General features: G+C 41.6%; 15 protein-coding genes. 11 read left to right on the top strand and 4 right to left on the bottom strand.

Annotated elements, in window-relative coordinates; all coding sequences use genetic code 11:
- Nucleotides 1-6 precede the first annotated feature (6 nt).
- The 10 genes from C9J51_RS14285 to mgtE all read left to right on the top strand — a co-directional run bounded on the left by C9J51_RS14285 (nucleotide 7) and on the right by mgtE (nucleotide 7,940).
- Nucleotides 7-978: a KpsF/GutQ family sugar-phosphate isomerase gene (locus C9J51_RS14285; RefSeq protein WP_045040410.1), complete on the top strand. Its 972-nt coding sequence runs from the start codon at nucleotides 7-9 to the stop codon at nucleotides 976-978.
- Between the two features lie 55 nt (nucleotides 979-1,033).
- Nucleotides 1,034-1,597, top strand: a complete 564-nt coding sequence (lptC, locus tag C9J51_RS14280) for an LPS export ABC transporter periplasmic protein LptC (RefSeq protein ID WP_045037542.1) — start codon at nucleotides 1,034-1,036, stop codon at nucleotides 1,595-1,597.
- A complete protein-coding gene (lptA, locus tag C9J51_RS14275) occupies nucleotides 1,578-2,084 on the top strand; it encodes a lipopolysaccharide transport periplasmic protein LptA (protein ID WP_045037541.1) in 507 nt (168 codons plus the stop codon). Before lptC ends, lptA begins: the two co-directional genes overlap by 20 nt.
- A gap of 9 nt (nucleotides 2,085-2,093) precedes the next feature.
- Complete coding sequence (lptB, locus tag C9J51_RS14270; protein ID WP_045037540.1) at nucleotides 2,094-2,819, top strand: LPS export ABC transporter ATP-binding protein; 726 nt, start codon at nucleotides 2,094-2,096, stop codon at nucleotides 2,817-2,819.
- A 63-nt stretch (nucleotides 2,820-2,882) separates the two neighbouring features.
- Nucleotides 2,883-4,367 carry an RNA polymerase factor sigma-54 gene (locus C9J51_RS14265; RefSeq protein ID WP_045040409.1) on the top strand — a complete coding sequence of 495 codons (1,485 nt, stop codon included), beginning with the start codon at nucleotides 2,883-2,885 and terminating at the stop codon, nucleotides 4,365-4,367.
- A gap of 32 nt (nucleotides 4,368-4,399) precedes the next feature.
- Entirely contained in the window at nucleotides 4,400-4,687 is a 288-nt protein-coding gene (gene hpf / locus C9J51_RS14260; protein ID WP_045037538.1) for a ribosome hibernation promoting factor, read from the top strand.
- A gap of 2 nt (nucleotides 4,688-4,689) precedes the next feature.
- Nucleotides 4,690-5,160, top strand: a complete 471-nt coding sequence (gene ptsN, locus C9J51_RS14255; RefSeq protein WP_045037537.1) for a PTS IIA-like nitrogen regulatory protein PtsN — start codon at nucleotides 4,690-4,692, stop codon at nucleotides 5,158-5,160.
- Between the two features lie 14 nt (nucleotides 5,161-5,174).
- Nucleotides 5,175-6,026, top strand: coding sequence for an RNase adapter RapZ (rapZ, locus tag C9J51_RS14250; RefSeq protein WP_045037536.1), 852 nt, complete (start codon nucleotides 5,175-5,177; stop codon nucleotides 6,024-6,026).
- A complete protein-coding gene (locus C9J51_RS14245; protein ID WP_045040408.1) occupies nucleotides 6,023-6,295 on the top strand; it encodes an HPr family phosphocarrier protein in 273 nt (90 codons plus the stop codon). Before rapZ ends, C9J51_RS14245 begins: the two co-directional genes overlap by 4 nt.
- Nucleotides 6,296-6,578: 283 nt before the next feature.
- Entirely contained in the window at nucleotides 6,579-7,940 is a 1,362-nt protein-coding gene (gene mgtE, locus C9J51_RS14240; protein WP_045037534.1) for a magnesium transporter, read from the top strand.
- Between the two features lie 89 nt (nucleotides 7,941-8,029).
- Here the strand turns inward: mgtE and pmbA are convergent, their stop codons facing one another.
- Nucleotides 8,030-9,373 carry a metalloprotease PmbA gene (gene pmbA, locus C9J51_RS14235; protein ID WP_045037533.1) on the bottom strand — a complete coding sequence of 448 codons (1,344 nt, stop codon included), beginning with the start codon at nucleotides 9,371-9,373 and terminating at the stop codon, nucleotides 8,030-8,032.
- Between the two features lie 114 nt (nucleotides 9,374-9,487).
- Here pmbA and yjgA point away from each other — a divergent pair, with 114 nt between their 5' ends.
- A complete protein-coding gene (gene yjgA, locus C9J51_RS14230) occupies nucleotides 9,488-10,012 on the top strand; it encodes a ribosome biogenesis factor YjgA (protein ID WP_045030081.1) in 525 nt (174 codons plus the stop codon).
- A 115-nt stretch (nucleotides 10,013-10,127) separates the two neighbouring features.
- Here yjgA and tldD read toward each other — a convergent pair whose 3' ends face one another.
- The 3 genes from tldD to C9J51_RS14215 all read right to left on the bottom strand — a co-directional run bounded on the left by tldD (nucleotide 10,128) and on the right by C9J51_RS14215 (nucleotide 16,403).
- Entirely contained in the window at nucleotides 10,128-11,576 is a 1,449-nt protein-coding gene (gene tldD, locus C9J51_RS14225) for a metalloprotease TldD (protein WP_045040406.1), read from the bottom strand.
- 14 nt (nucleotides 11,577-11,590) lie between these two features.
- A complete protein-coding gene (locus C9J51_RS14220; RefSeq protein WP_045037531.1) occupies nucleotides 11,591-12,412 on the bottom strand; it encodes a carbon-nitrogen hydrolase family protein in 822 nt (273 codons plus the stop codon).
- Nucleotides 12,413-12,512: 100 nt separating this feature from the next.
- Entirely contained in the window at nucleotides 12,513-16,403 is a 3,891-nt protein-coding gene (locus C9J51_RS14215) for a YhdP family protein (RefSeq protein WP_107275225.1), read from the bottom strand.
- Nucleotides 16,404-16,419: the final 16 nt, after the last annotated feature.

Below are 16,419 nucleotides of genomic sequence, written 5' to 3'. Positions count from 1 at the left end.
TCACTGATGTCTGGTCAATTTGATTTTTGCAGCCTTGGTAAAAAAGTACTCGATACTGAATTACACGCCCTTGAAAAAATCCGTGATTACATTGATAACAGCTTTACCCTTGCGTGTGAGTTAATCTTACACTGCCAAGGTAAAGTGATTGTAATGGGTATGGGAAAATCAGGTCATATTGGGCGGAAAATAGCCGCAACATTGGCCAGCACAGGAACCCCTGCATTCTTTGTTCATCCAGGCGAAGCGAGCCATGGTGACTTAGGCATGATCAAGAAAAGTGATGTCGTGATTGCCATTTCTAATTCAGGTGAAGCGGTTGAAATACTCGCATTACTGCCCGTTATTAAACGACTCGGTATTGCGATGATCAGCATGACGGGCAAACCTGAATCCAGCATGGCAAAAATGGCACAAGTTAATCTTCAAATCACGGTAGATAAAGAAGCCTGCCCATTAAACCTCGCGCCAACCTCAAGCACCACCGCCACTCTGGTTATGGGGGATGCAGTTGCTATCTCAGTAATGGAAGCTCGCGGTTTTACTGCTGACGATTTTGCACTATCGCATCCTGGTGGTGCGTTAGGTCGTAAATTATTGCTTCGTATTGCCGATGTGATGCACAGCGGTGAGTTACTACCTATGATTGAAGAGCATGCAAGTATCAAAGATGCGCTGCTAGAAATATCACACAAAGGTTTAGGAATGACGGCAATTGTTGATCATAACCAACAATTACGTGGTATTTTTACTGACGGTGATTTACGCCGCTTGCTGGATAATCATATCGATATTCACAACACCAGTATTGGTGAAGTGATGTCAAATAACCCACAAACGATTTCACCTCAACTTTTAGCCGCAGAAGGGCTAAAATTAATGGAAGATAATAAAATTAATGGCTTATTGGTGACAGAAAACAACCAATTAGTCGGCGCACTAAATATGCATGATTTGCTTAAAGCCGGTGTTCTATAACGTTTATATATCTAAAAATCATCGGTAACACCTAAGAAAATAAAGGCTTAAGTCTATGACTTTTAAAAAGCTATTCTATGTACTGTTAATGATTATATGTGCATGGCTCGGCTACTATCTACTTGAACAACATTGGCAACAAGATGTCCAAATCAAACCTAATGACGAAAAACCAATGTTTATTGGTAATAAAGTCAGTAACACCAGCTTTGATTTAAAAGGTATACGCCAATACCAAATTGATGCTGAACATCTTGAGCATTTTAACGTCAGCGGTGAAACAACATTTATTCACCCTGTCTTGTGGGTCTTTAAGCAAGGTCAGAATGCTGAATGGCGAGTAAGTGCTAATAATGCCAAACTAGAACAAGATAAAATCTTACACTTACAAGGTAATGTGCGTATTTTCAATCTATTACCTGACTCTGATGTGCAAGTTATTAAAACAGATAGTTTACGCCTAAATTTAGTCAATAAAGATTTTAGTACCGATGATCATGTCACTATCAATGGTCCTGTTTTCCAAAATCAAGGCGATGGCATGAAAGGTAATATGACTCGAAATGTGGCAACTCTTCTAAAAAATGTAAAAGGTAGATATGAACCGACTAAAAATTAGTACTCTACTATGCTTGTTGTGTATCAGTGCACCAACATGGGCAATGAAAAGTGATACCAAGCAACCTATTTATATTGATTCAGACAGTCAACAAGTTGACATGCCGAATAATATTGTCACGTTTATCGGTAATGTTAAGTTACGCCAAGGAACGATTGATATTCACGCTAATAAAGTTGTAATCACTCGAAAAAACGCTAAATCACAGCAACAAACCATCATGGCATATGGACAACCAGCAACATTTCATCAAGTAATGGATGATGGTAAACCTCTTGATGGTGAAGCACTTAAAATGCGGTATGAAACCGCCACTGAACGCTTAAAGATGACAGGCAAAGCAGAACTCAATCAAGATGGGAGTAATATTAAAGGTAATATCATTACTTATAATATTCGTGACCAACGTTTGGTAGCAGAAAGTGGCAACAAAGAACGTGTCACTACCGTGATACTACCAAGTCAATTAAACAATAATAAGAAATAAACATTATTTATGGCTATTCTAAAAGCTGAGCACCTTGCAAAAAGTTACAGCGGACGCAAAGTCGTTTCCGATGTCAGCCTTGAGGTAGAATCAGGAAAAATTGTTGGTTTACTTGGTCCTAACGGTGCCGGTAAAACTACCTCATTTTATATGATCGTTGGTTTAGTTAGCCGCGATGAAGGCACAATTACTATTGATGGTGAAGATATCAGTCTCCAACCGATGCATAATCGTTCACGGATGGGTATTGGCTATTTACCACAAGAAGCATCGATTTTTCGTCGCCTAACGGTTTATGACAATCTGATGGCGGTATTAGAAACCCGTAAAGAGCTCACCAAAGAAGATCGTCAAGACAAAGCAGAAGAGTTGCTGGATGAGTTTAATATCCAACATATTCGCGATAGTTTAGGACAAGCATTATCCGGCGGAGAACGCCGTCGAGTTGAAATAGCTCGCGCATTAGCAGCCAATCCTAAATTTATTTTACTTGATGAACCCTTTGCTGGTGTTGATCCTATTTCGGTTATCGACATCAAAAAGATCATCAAACACTTACGCGATCGTGGATTAGGGGTATTAATTACCGATCACAACGTCCGTGAAACACTGGATGTCTGTGAACATGCCTATATTGTAAGTCAAGGCCATCTGATTGCTAATGGCACCCCTGATCATGTTCTCAATCATGAGCATGTTAAGCGGGTTTATCTAGGTGATCAGTTCCGTCTCTAGCATTCACCATTGGCTATTGATTACAGATAATAACAACAATAACAATAAGGTGTATCAACGTTAATGAAAACTTCGCTCCAACTTAAGCTCGGTCAACAGTTAGCAATGACGCCTCAATTGCAGCAAGCTATTCGCTTGTTGCAACTCTCTACGTTAGAACTCCAACAAGAGATCCAAGAAGCGCTTGATGGTAACCCTCTCCTAGAGCTCGATGAAACCAATGAAGCGGATGAAATAAACACTAACAATGAAACCTCAACCGCAGAAGCACCCACTAACGACGCAAATGAAAATCTTGACGATGTAGAAAGCTTTGATACCGCAGAAGTCCTTGAAACCCGTGAATTGCCAACAGAACTTCCGATTGATAGTACTTGGGATGATGTCTACAGTGCTGGCACTGGTAGCGCGGGAATTGCGATGGATGATGACATTCCAATCTATCAAGGTGAAACAACAGAATCATTACAAGATTATTTAATGTGGCAAGTGCACCTAACGCCATTTAGCGAAACGGATCTTGCAATTGCAACGGCGATCATTGATGCAGTTAACGACAAAGGCTACCTCAGTTGTACCACTGCTGAAATTCTAGAAAACTTTGAAGATGAAGAGCTCGATGTTGAGCTTGATGAAGTAGAAGCGGTACTCAAACGCGTACAGCAATTTGATCCTCTCGGTGTCGCTTCGCGCAATTTACAAGAATGCTTATTACTTCAACTCGCCACCTATCCCAAACAAACGCAATGGCTTGCTGAAGCAAAAATCTTATTAAGTGAACACATTAATTTATTAGGTAATCGCGATTATCGCCAACTGATGCGCGAAACCAAACTTAAAGAACCGGAACTTAAAGCAGTTATGGATCTGATTCATAACCTAGATCCTCGTCCGGGCAATCACGTTATTTCAACTGAAACCGAATATGTCATTCCCGATGTATCGGTCTTTAAAGATAACGGCAAATGGGTAGTTAGCATCAACCCAGACAGTATTCCTCGCATCAAAGTTAATCAGCAATACGCCGCATTAAGTAACAACACGCGTAATAGTGCTGATGGTCAATTTATACGTACTCACCTTCAAGATGCCAAATGGCTCATCAAAAGCCTTGAAAGCCGCAATGAAACCTTGTTGAAAGTTGCTCGTTGTATTGTAAAACAACAACAAGATTTTTTTGAATTTGGCGAAGAAGCCATGAAGCCGATGGTTCTCAACGATATTGCCCTTGAAGTTGAAATGCACGAATCCACCATATCTCGAGTAACTACGCAAAAATATATGCATACACCTCGAGGTATTTTTGAATTGAAATACTTCTTCTCAAGTCATGTCAGTACGGATAATGGCGGTGAATGTTCATCGACAGCTATTCGCGCACTGGTGAAGAAACTTGTTGCTGCTGAAAATCAGGTTAAGCCCCTGAGTGACAGCAAAATTGCGACTTTATTGGCTGAACAAGGGATCATGGTTGCGCGACGAACTATCGCAAAATACCGTGAATCTCTAGGAATTCCGCCATCAAATCAGCGAAAATGCCTGATCTAAATCGGATCAGCGCCAACAAAAGGAAGATGTCTATGCAAATCAATATCACCGGACACCATGTTGATGTAACCGATTCTTTGCGAGAGTATGTCAGTACTAAGTTTGAAAAATTAGAACGTTTTTTCGACAAAATCAATACCGTTCAAGTGATCTTAAATGTCGAAAAACTTCAACAAATTGCTGAAGCAACTTTGCATATTAATTCAGGAGAAATTCACGCTAAAGCTGATGCTGAAAATATGTATGCCGCGATTGACGAATTGACTGATAAACTGGTCCGTCAATTAAACAAACACAAAGATAAACTCAATAGTCACTAATCATGCAACTGAGTAACGTATTGAGCCTGGACTGCACCAAAAGTGCAGTCCCTTGCTCCAGTAAAAAACGCGCGCTTGAGCTCATTAGTGAGATCGCCGCAACACATCTTGATCAAAACCCACAGCCATTATTTGAATGTATGCTCAATCGTGAAAAATTGGGTACTACCGGTATTGGTAACGGGGTTGCGATCCCTCACGGCCGAATCAGTAACAGTGATCATGCGATCGCCGTACTCATTCAATGCCAACAACCGATCGATTTTGATGCTATAGATGGTCAACCTATTGATCTCTTATTTGCACTTCTGGTACCAGAAGAACAATGTAAAGAGCACTTATCGACCCTTGCAAGCATGGCGGAGAAACTCGGTAATAAGAAAATTTGTAAGCAACTTCGCAATGCAACAACAGATCAAGAATTATATAACATACTGATTGATGAAGAAGAAGTCAGTGTAACCCCACAATAAAAGGTAGCTTAGCCATGAGGTTAATGGTTGTTAGCGGCCGTTCAGGTTCAGGTAAATCTGTTGCGCTTCGCGTACTAGAAGATTTAGGTTATTACTGTGTTGATAACCTTCCTGTTCATCTGCTGCCGCAATTTGTAAATGATATTGCCAACAACGAACAAGATATTGCCGTTAGTGTCGACATTCGTAATATGCCGCCCCATCAAGGTGAGCTTGACACTATTTTCAAAAATTTACCCAATGATGTTGATATCAACGTTATTTTTCTTGATGCCGATGACAAAGAGCTGGTTAAACGTTTCAGTGAAACACGCCGTTTACACCCGCTTTCTCGCCACAATATGAGCCTTGAGCAAGCTATTCAATCTGAAGCGATTCTACTTGGTGAACTCAAAGAGCACGCTGACTTAGTGATCGATACCACCAATAGTTCAATTCATGATTTAAGTGAAACAGTTCGTGCTCGCGTTCTAGGTCGTGAAGCACGCGAATTAGTATTAGTGTTTGAATCTTTCGGTTTTAAACATGGTCTCCCTTCTGATGCTGATTATGTATTTGATGTCCGTTTTTTACCTAATCCGCATTGGGTACCAGAACTTAAATCTTTAACAGGCCTTGATCAACCCGTTAAAGATTTCTTAGCCGCGCATGCCGAAGTCAATAAACTCAATTATCAATTGCGTAATTTCCTTGAAACATGGCTACCGATGCTAGAGAAAAATAATCGCAGCTATGTCACGGTTGCGATTGGCTGTACCGGTGGTCAACACCGCTCAGTGTATATTGCTCAACAACTGGCTGATTATTTTACCCAACAAGGTCAACAAGTACAGATACGTCACCGTACTTTGGAAAATCATAAATGACCATTAGCCGCGAATTATTTATTCGCAATCGTCTCGGGCTTCATGCCCGAGCGGCAATAAAGTTAGTTGAATTAGCACAAAGTTTTACGGCGATAATTACCATTACTAATGGTGATAACAGCGCTACTGCTGATAGTGTCATGGGCTTACTAATGCTAGATTCAGCCCAAGGTCAAAAAATCATGGTTAGCGCTGACGGCCAAGATGCAAAACCTGCATTAATCGCCATTTCAAACTTAATTGAAGCTGGGTTTGATGAAGAAAATTAATCGCCAATATTACTAGCAGCAAATGATCAGTTAGAAACCTTCTTTTATGGTTGATATTAATAATTATTTAACACGTAATACTTTGCCATCAAATGTGCTAGTTAGCTGTTATTAGCAGAGAAAATGCATAAAATGTAGATATCTCGCGATTATAATCATACATATTGCCAATACTTCATCAGTTTATAAGCTAATAAAATAGTAATCAGCACAAGACAAAGACTCACTGATTACGTTAAAATTCAGCTTATTGCGCCATCAAATATAAGTGGGCCTAATACCTATGGCGGATGTATTAGAACAAGATCAAACCCATCACACACTCCAAGAAGTTAACAAAGCCCTTGAAAATGGCATGTTTGTCCATGTTCGCCGGTTACTCCAAGATATGGAGCCGGAGGATATTGCTCACCTGTTAGAAGCGTCACCACCAAAAGAACGTCAAGTCTTATGGCAATTGACGGATCCAGAGGAACAAGGTGAGATCCTTGATGAGCTTTCTGAAGATGTAAAAGATGGCATCGTCTCGCAAATGGAACCAGAAAAACTGGCAGCCGTTACCGAGGGGATGGAAAGTGATGACGTTGCATACGTATTGCGTAGCCTCTCTGATGAGCGTTACCAAGAAGTATTAGCACAAATCGATACCACCGATAGGCATAGAATCGAGGAAGCATTAGCTTATCCGGAAGATACTGCCGGTGGAATGATGAGTACCGATTTTATCACCATCCGTGGTGACGTAACGGCGGATGTAGTATTACGTTATTTACGCATGCGTGGTGAGTTACCAGAAGCAACCGATTCGTTATATGTTGTTGATAAAAATCAAATATTAATTGGTCATCTATCACTTTCAACCTTGATCACTACGCAACCTGACATTGAAATTAAAGATGTTATGCAAGATGCTGATGAAGCGATTGCGGTGGATATGGCTGACAGTGAAATTGCTAACCTTTTTGAACGTCGAAATTGGTTATCAGCTCCAGTTGTTGATGTGAATAACCATTTATTAGGTCGTATTACTATCGATGACGTGGTTGACTTGATCCGTGAAGAAGCGGAGCACTCAATGATGTCCATGGCGGGTATGGATGATGACGAAGATACTTTTGCGCCAGTCTTAAAATCAGCTAAAAGTCGAAGTATTTGGCTTGGTGTCAATGTACTAACGGCATTAGCAGCCGCATCTGTTTCCAATATGTTTGAACACACTTTACAACAGATGGCGACCGTTGCTGTATTAATGACTATCGTTCCCTCAATGGGTGGCGTTGCGGGTAATCAAACGGTTGCCTTGGTTATTCGAGGTCTTGCTGTTGGTCATATCGGTGACACCAACACCCGTTGGCTACTCAGTAAAGAAGCTCGCGTCGGTTTAATTAACGGTGTGGTTTGGGCATTAATTATCGGTTTGGTGGTCTTTGTTTGGAAAGGCAGCTTGATACTTAGTGTGATTATGGCAGGAGCGATGTTAGCTAACCTGTTTATTGCGGGTGTCGCTGGAGTATTAATTCCAATTGGACTTAAAAAACTCAAGATTGACCCAGCCTTAGCGGGCGGAATGGCACTCACCACCTGTACTGACATTGTTGGTTTAATGGTGTTCTTAGGCCTAGCAACAATATTTATTACACCTTAACTCGTAGCCAAATGATTAATCAAAAAAGCCCGAATCAATAACTTGATTCGGGCTTTTTTATTCAAACTAACTGATTGGTTTGAATAATATTATTCACCAGCTATTTTCATTGAATCTAATAACATTGAGCCAGTTAGGATCTGACTGCGCATCTCAGTATCACTACCAATTGCGACGATGTTTTGCATCATATCTTTAAGATTACCTGCAATGGTAATTTCAGAGACAGGGTATTGAATTTGACCATTCTCAACCCAGAAGCCAGCCGCACCACGAGAATAGTCACCCGTGATAATGTTAACCCCTTGACCCATCAATTCAGTCACCAGCAAACCACGATCCATCTTCTTCAGCATTTGCTCAAAGTTTTCACCGGTTGATGACACGATCCAGTTGTGAATACCACCAGCATGACCTGTTGGTTGCATCTTCATTTTACGCGCCGCATAGCTGGTTAATAGATACGTTTGCAGTGCACCGCCAGTGATGATCTCACGATCATAGGTCGCTAACCCTTCGCTATCAAACGGTGTACTTGCCATACCGCGTAGAATATGAGGACGCTCACTGATATTTAACCACTCAGGGAAAATCTGCTCACCCAACTTATCAAGTAAGAATGACGATTTACGGTATAAATTAGCGCCGCTGATCCCCATCACTAAATGACCAAACAGTCCGGTTGCAACATCCGCGGCAAACATTACTGGCGCTTCACGTGTTGTCAGTTTTTGTGGATCAATACGGCTAACAGTACGCTCTGCTGCATGACGGCCCACGCGTTCAGGCGTCCACATGTCAGACGCTAAGCGTGAAGTGGTATAGCTATAATCACGCTCCATATTGCCGTCTTTACCTTCACTAATCACACAGCAACTGATGCTATGACGACTAGAAGCATAACTGGCTAACATGCCATGGCTATTCCCGTAAACACGCACACCATAGTGACTGTCGTAACTCGCACCATCACTTTGTTTTACGCGCGGATCAAAAGCAAGTGCAGCTTCTTCTGCTGCAATGGCAATCGCCGCAGCACGATCGGGTTCAGGCTCATCAGGGTGAAATAAGTCTAAATCAGGAATATTACGCGCCATCAGTTCCGCAGGGCCTGGGCCTGCAAACGGATCTTCTGAGGTGTAATTGGCAATATCTAAAGCCGCAGCAACCGTTTGTGCAATGGCTGCTTCACTTAAATCAGAAGTTGAAGCACTACCTTTACGGTGACCGCGATACACAGTAATACCCAGTGCACCATCGCTATTAAATTCAACATTTTCTACTTCACACATGCGAGTAGAAACACTGATACCTGTTGTTTTGTTAATGGCTACTTCGGCTGCATCAGCCTGTTTACCAGCGACTTCAAGCGCTTTTGCTACTGCGGCTTCAAGTTCAACACGCTGATGAGCAACCTGTTCTCTTACGTCCATACAATCACTTAAGGTTAGGGTTTAGCTTATTAGTTATAGAATAATGTAATTTACGCCCAAAATCGTTATTAAACTGATAAAATAGAACTATTGATACAATAAGTGAGCCCATTTATGAGCCGTAAAAATAAAAAAGCCCCTTGGGATGAAGAAGAAGAAATCATCTGGGTAAGTAAGTCTGAGATGAAACGCGACATGGAAGAGTTGCAAAAAATTGGCGAAGCGTTAGTTGAACTAACGCCTAACGCTCTTGCAAAAGTGCCATTAGATGAAGAAATGATGGCCGCAATTAAAGACGCCCAACGCTTTAGTAAAGAAGCGCGTCGTCGTCAATTGCAGTTTATTGGTAAACAGATGCGTCATATGGATCTCGATCCAATTCAAGCCGCACTCGACAAATTAAATAATAAGCACTCCCAGCACACAGTTGCCCTTAAAAAGCTTGAAATTAAACGTGACAAGCTAGTTGAGAATGGTGACAGCATGCTAAATGCTATTTTGGTTGATCATCCTGATGCTGATCGCCAACACCTACGCCAATTGATGCGTCAAGCAGCAAAAGAAAAGGCGCAGGAAAAACCAGGCAAGGCCAACCGTGAGATTTTTCAATATTTGAAATCTCTTTACCTTGCTGATTAATCGCTTCGATTAATGTACATACGAACAAAAAATGCCAGCATCTCTGCTGGCATTTTATTTATTACTTTTATTCAACACCATGGCTTTTTATTTCAAACCATGTCGCAATAAAAAATTATTCAGTACCACCAACGGTCATTGAATCAATTTTCAATGTTGGCTGACCAACACCCACAGGCACGCTCTGGCCCGCTTTACCACACACACCAACCCCACGGTCAATATCAAGGTCATTACCGACCATAGAGACTTGCTGCATGGCTTCAATACCACTACCAATTAAGGTCGCACCTTTAATTGGACGGGTTACTTTACCGTTTTCAATTAAATACGCTTCTGAGGCTGAGAAGACGAACTTACCGGAAGTAATGTCGACCTGTCCACCACCAAAGTTTGGCGCGTAAATACCATTTTTAACACTGGCAATAATTTCTTCAGGTGTATGCTCACCCGGTAACATGTACGTATTGGTCATGCGCGGCATAGGTAAATGGGCATACGATTCACGACGACCATTACCTGTTGGAGCAACGCCCATTAGACGCGCGTTCAACTTATCTTGCATATAGCCTTTAAGCTTGCCGCCTTCAACCAGTACATTATGTTGTCCTGGTGTACCTTCATCATCAATGTTAATTGAACCTCGACGGTTAACTAACGTACCATCATCAACAATGGTACATAACGGTGATGTCACTTGCTGTCCCATTTGACCGGCAAACATTGATGAACCTTTACGGTTAAAATCACCTTCTAAACCGTGACCAACAGCTTCATGCAATAAAACGCCAGGCCAACCTGCACCTAATACAATCGGCATTGTGCCCGCAGGAGCAGCATCCGCTTCAAGGTTCACTAATGCTTGACGAATCGCTTCATCAGCAAAAAAGATCGCTTGGCTTTTACCGGTAGAATCTTCCGTTAAAAAGGTTTCGTAACCATAACGACCACCGCCACCCGCACTACCACGCTCACGCTTATCACCTTTCTCAACTAATACTGTTACCGATAATCGTACCAATGGACGAATATCTGCCGCATAAGTGCCATCTAATGCCGCGACTAATACTTCTTCGTAGACACCATTAATGCTGGCGGATACTTCAGTAACCAACGGCTCTTTAGTGCGAATATAACAATCGATTTCTTCAAGTAAGGCAATCTTTTGGTATTTATCAAAGCTGCCTAATGGATTAATCGGTGAATAAATACCTGACGATGCCATCGGCGCAAAAGTTTGTACTTTACCATTACCGCCTTGACGCACAATTCCGCGCGCCGCTTTTGCACTTTGAGTCAGTGCTAATAAATTAATTTGATCGGAGTAAGCAAAACCCGTTTTCTCACCCGCAACAGCACGAACACCGACACCGCGATCAATATTAAACGAGCCGTCTTTAATGATACTGTCTTCTAAAACTAACGACTCATGCCAGCATGACTGGAAATATATATCAGCATAATCAACATCACGAGTAGCAATTAAGCCAAGGATCTTATGCAATTCATCACGACCAAGACCAGATTGGTCTAGCATGGTACTTTCTACAGTGTTAAGGGTCATTAATTTGCTCTTAATTATTGAATATGACTGAACACCAATCGGGCATGATCAGCCACTGGCATATTGGTACGGATCTTATGGGTTAATTGTAAATCAACATTTGCTGTCAGAACACCCGTTCCTTGTTGTTGGCTGGCAATCACTTGTCCCCATGGATCAACAATCATTGAGTGCCCCCATGTTTCTCGCGTTTCATTATGCTCGCCCCATTGCGCAGCGGCAACAACCCAACACTGGGTTTCAATGGCACGTGCTCGAACTAATATTTCCCAATGAGCACGCCCTGTTAATTTGGTAAAGGCTGCTGGAATAACAATAATATCAGCACCTTGCTGGCGTAACTCACCGTAAAGCTGAGGAAAACGAATATCATAACAAATTGATAATCCGAGTTTACCAAAAGGTGTATCAATCACTTTTATGTCATTGCCCGCTTCAAAGGTATCAGATTCTCGGTAACTCTGATGCTTATCCGCAACATTAACATCAAACATGTGCATTTTATTATAATGACCATGAAGTTTACCTTGATCATCAAATAACACCGCCGTGGTGGTAATACGACCATCCGCTTGTAAGATTGGCATCGAACCAATCAATAACCAAATGCCTAATTGTTGTGCAAATTGAGATAATTGTTGTTGTAATGGCCCATTACCTAATGGCTCAGCCCAACGTTGATAATCGGCTTTACTGCCAAAAACGATACTATTTTCAGGGGTCAAAACTAATTTAGCCCCTTGTAGTTGTAACCCTTGCAAAAACTTTTTTAGCTGGCTCAGGTTACGCTCAGGATCAGTGCCTGAATTCATTTGTACTACACCAATTTTAGTCATGGCAATTTCCCTGAACGATTAAATACATCAGATATATCAAACGTCTCCGCGCTCGTAACAAGCACAATTTAAGCACGCTTGTTCTTAAAAGCGCTTACGCTTAAAAACTATTACTCTCAGGTACCTTATATTCGCCTTCCAACCGAGAACGTTCGATAACTTTCGGTGAGGCGATAGGTCCGGTCACTTGATAATTCACTTGGGTGATAACATCTAATACTGGCGATAACACGGTTGATATTGCAAACACATATAACGCAACTTGTGGTGCAACAGCAAAGGCCGTCATCACGGGTAATCCGGAGGTAAAATCAGGAATAAACTTAACGTTAGCATTCACTTTTTCATCAATCAGGTTCACTTTACCGTTGATATACATATCACCCGCTAACGCTTGCATCTTAATATTATCGCTATCAAAAATACCGTCTTTAATGGTGCCGTTACCCCGAATATAATTAAAGGCTAAACCATTATCAAATACCCCTGAAAAATCGAGTTTCATTTTTCGAATAATTGAATCAAGACTAAATAAACCTAAGAGGCGTCCTGCGCCACCGACACCACTGACGATACCTTTACCAATGTCCGTCTTCACCGTACCATTTAATGTAGTACGATCAATACCCCAAGGCGTACCTTGCCAGTTAACGATGACATGAGTATTAAATGGCGCATCCTGTACACCACCGGAAATGCCAAACCGATCAAGTAAATCGGTACTGTTAGTGCCACTAATAACAGCATCAAGTTTAGTCTGATTATGATGTTGGCGTATGCTCCAATCACCCGAAGCCGTTAATTTTACATTTCCCGATTGAATCTTAAACTGCTGTAATTGTAATTGCTGGTTATGCTTAATTATATTCGCGGTAACAGATCCCAACCGGTAGCCTTGTAACCAAGCATCAGCAATCGATAAATCTATTGCAGGTATGGCAGCCATGATGCTGCTATCATTCGCGGTAACTACCGTTGATTGTGGTTTTGCCGTTAAGATAGGGCTTAATAATTCCGCTGGAGGTTGCTGATTAAATTGCGGTAAATTAAGGTGTAACGATTTCAAAATAACGTTTAATGGCTGATTTTTAATCCATGAGATATAACCATTCGCTTCTTGTGACGCTAACTTAATCGACCATCCTCGCCCACGCGTTGCAATCGCATCCAGTTGATGCCATTCAAGACCGCCTAAGGTTAATTGACCGACCTTTGCCATCACTCGCGTTGGTAATGGTAATGAAAACGCAGGGACATTCCCCGTTGTCATTGTTGATGATCCAATATTATTGCTATCGAATTGTTTCACCACCGTCAGCCATTGATCCGCATTAAACTGACGACTATTAATACGCACTAATTGACCTTGCCATGGTGATGTTAATAACTTTTTACCACCGATAGAAAGATTACTCGCAGTAATTTTAGGCACAGTAGCCAACAATGACACCTGAGCTTGATAAGCAACATTTGGTAAATCAGCTTGTACTTCTAATTGACGCTTATCACCATTAACCTTCACCGTCAGAGCTGAACGGGTGTGTTTGGCTTGTTGTAATGGGTAAGGTAGCTGACTACTCACATTAACCAAAGGCACCGTAACACCGACATTATAGTTAAAACCTTGAGGCTTAATATCAACCCCAACCAAAGCTTTCCAATTACTACTACCCGTTATATTGTTCAATACTACCAACGGTAAATAATCTTTTAATTTAGCAAGTTGCCATTGCCCACCAACATTGACATTCACTTTATAATCAGCTGCTTTTTTAACGTTATTACCATCAAATCCAAACTTAATGGGCTGTTGATATAACAAACCAGTTAATCCTGTGGCTTTAATCTCACTGTTATTAAAACTCAAACTACCATTAACGTTTTCAATCGCTAAATGAGGGGTCTTTAATGTGATCGGATTATGTTTAAAATACACCTTACCGCTAGCATCAACATTACTGCCATCAAACGGAATATCCAAATTAAGCTTGGCAGTAACAGCTCCTGCAACATCGATGGTCTTCAAGGCACTTCCCACCGAGCTTGCCAATGGACTGTTAAGCATATATTGCTGAACTTGAGGCCCAGTAGCCGCAAGATCGATGGCGAGCTTAAGCCGTCCGTGGGGTGCTAAGTCAGCCTCACCAACCACTTTTGAGCTACGCGCACCTAAAGTTTTGACATGATTAGCATCAAGGTACATTTTGTCATTTTCAAATAACAAATTAAGCTGTAAATCACGTAATAAAGGCCATGCCGGATCAAAGCTAAACTTCGCCTGTGTTAATGGTACAAAAGCTTGGAACACTCCATCATGATGCTGATAAGGAAAATCATTAAGTGCGCCATACCATAAAATACGCGCCGATTTAACTTTTCCGCCTTTAATGGCCGTCGCTAAATAATCAGCGAGGCGATCACCCAACGCTGGACGAGGTAAATAACGCCAAGTTTGGCCAGCATCAATAACATTGGCTTCACCAAATAACGATAGCCATGGCGAACCGATGGTTGGTATATCAACGCGAACTTGTCCGGCAAAGGTTAAATCTGGTGTGGCTACTGCCAACTGATCGCTCCATAACGTTGTTTGGTGTCCATCACGGTGCCAATACGCCTGCACCTGAGCTTGGTTTATTTTTAAAGGCTGACTAAATACACGCTCATAAGCAAAACTATCTGTCGCGACATTAAGCGTCACTTTTCCTTGTTGACCATCACCAACAATGGTGGCATTTAAATGATTAATACCTGGAACCCATTGCCACGGCTTAACACTCAGTTGTTGCACCTTAAATGAAAAACGCGGCACTTTATTGGGCTCACCCGCCACTCGAATATGGGTCAATAATCCACTCGGTTTAAGGTGCTGAACCGCATTGACTAATTCATTCGTTGGCGGTAAAAAATTAATTAATGGCAACAACCGCTGTAAGGCAATGTTACTTAGTGCTAATTTCCATTGCTTTAATTGGTCATGGTCATCAAAACGTAATTGTCCCGCAATATCAAACGTGGGCCAGGCTACATCATCAGTAGAAATAGCAAATTTTTCAGTATCAATCCGCCATGTTCGAGACCCATCAGCCAATCGAATCGGTCTTAACGCCACCAGCCCCTGTTTAATTTTAATCTGATGCTGTTGCTTTCCAGCTTGCCAATCAATAATGCTGTTATCAACTTGCGCTTTACCACTGGTAATCTGACCTTTTTTTAAGCTCAACCATGCTTCAACGCCAATTTCACTATTGGTGATATTCGCCACCCCAGCCAATTGTTTATTCAACCATGGTGTTACCGAAACATGTTTACCTTTGATATATAACGTACCAGACAGACTATCAAGCCCACCTTGTTCTGACATATTGGCTTTAACAGCTAATTGCCCTAAATCTGTATTGGCAAAATTAATACTGCCTTGCGCCAGATGTCGACCATCAATATTGGCCCAATCAAGTTGTTTAATATTCAGTTGTTGTTGCGTACCGGAAGGCGAAATAAAAGATACCGATGAATCGAGGAGTTGGAACTGCCCCAAGCGTGTAAAAAACAACTGTTCTAAACGCTGAGCTAAGCTGACATCGGCAACATTAGTCGACGATGAAGATGGTTTTATTGTAGTGAGATCAATATTAATTCGATCAATCGCAACATGCTTAAAAATAGGCCGTAAATGTAAAACTGACTGCCAAATATCAAAATAAACTGACACCTGACCAATGTTGGCTAATGGCTGAGAATGTGGTTGAGCGGCAACCGTAATTCCGGTTAATGTTACAGCAGGGCCAGCAGCTTGCCAGCGCCCTTCAATATCGGTTAATTGTAACGAAACCCCCGCCTGTTGTGACGCCCACTGCACGATGGGTTGGCGGTAATCATTAAGATGAGGAAGCAGTAACCTTAGGCTAGTGACTAATGATGCTAATAATAACGATATAATCACTATCAACCATAACCCACCACGTACAAGGCGTACGAGTATTTTCGGCACTATTACTTCCTCATGA

The sequence above is a fragment of the Photobacterium iliopiscarium genome, from assembly GCF_003026395.1.
Taxonomy (GTDB): domain Bacteria; phylum Pseudomonadota; class Gammaproteobacteria; order Enterobacterales; family Vibrionaceae; genus Photobacterium; species Photobacterium iliopiscarium.
Note: the sequence above shows the minus strand (reverse complement) of the source record. Positions and strands in the feature narration are given on the sequence as shown.

Coding starts and splice junctions, on each gene's coding strand:
- hpf (WP_045037538.1), top strand. CDS start 4,400: ATGCAAATCAATATCACCGGACACCATGTTGATGTAACCGATTCTTTG.
- rapZ (WP_045037536.1), top strand. CDS start 5,175: ATGAGGTTAATGGTTGTTAGCGGCCGTTCAGGTTCAGGTAAATCTGTT.
- C9J51_RS14285 (WP_045040410.1), top strand. CDS start 7: ATGTCTGGTCAATTTGATTTTTGCAGCCTTGGTAAAAAAGTACTCGAT.
- yjgA (WP_045030081.1), top strand. CDS start 9,488: ATGAGCCGTAAAAATAAAAAAGCCCCTTGGGATGAAGAAGAAGAAATC.
- lptB (WP_045037540.1), top strand. CDS start 2,094: ATGGCTATTCTAAAAGCTGAGCACCTTGCAAAAAGTTACAGCGGACGC.
- mgtE (WP_045037534.1), top strand. CDS start 6,579: ATGGCGGATGTATTAGAACAAGATCAAACCCATCACACACTCCAAGAA.
- lptC (WP_045037542.1), top strand. CDS start 1,034: ATGACTTTTAAAAAGCTATTCTATGTACTGTTAATGATTATATGTGCA.
- C9J51_RS14220 (WP_045037531.1), bottom strand. CDS start 12,412: ATGACTAAAATTGGTGTAGTACAAATGAATTCAGGCACTGATCCTGAG.
- pmbA (WP_045037533.1), bottom strand. CDS start 9,373: ATGGACGTAAGAGAACAGGTTGCTCATCAGCGTGTTGAACTTGAAGCC.
- ptsN (WP_045037537.1), top strand. CDS start 4,690: ATGCAACTGAGTAACGTATTGAGCCTGGACTGCACCAAAAGTGCAGTC.
- lptA (WP_045037541.1), top strand. CDS start 1,578: ATGAACCGACTAAAAATTAGTACTCTACTATGCTTGTTGTGTATCAGT.
- C9J51_RS14265 (WP_045040409.1), top strand. CDS start 2,883: ATGAAAACTTCGCTCCAACTTAAGCTCGGTCAACAGTTAGCAATGACG.
- C9J51_RS14245 (WP_045040408.1), top strand. CDS start 6,023: ATGACCATTAGCCGCGAATTATTTATTCGCAATCGTCTCGGGCTTCAT.
- tldD (WP_045040406.1), bottom strand. CDS start 11,576: ATGACCCTTAACACTGTAGAAAGTACCATGCTAGACCAATCTGGTCTT.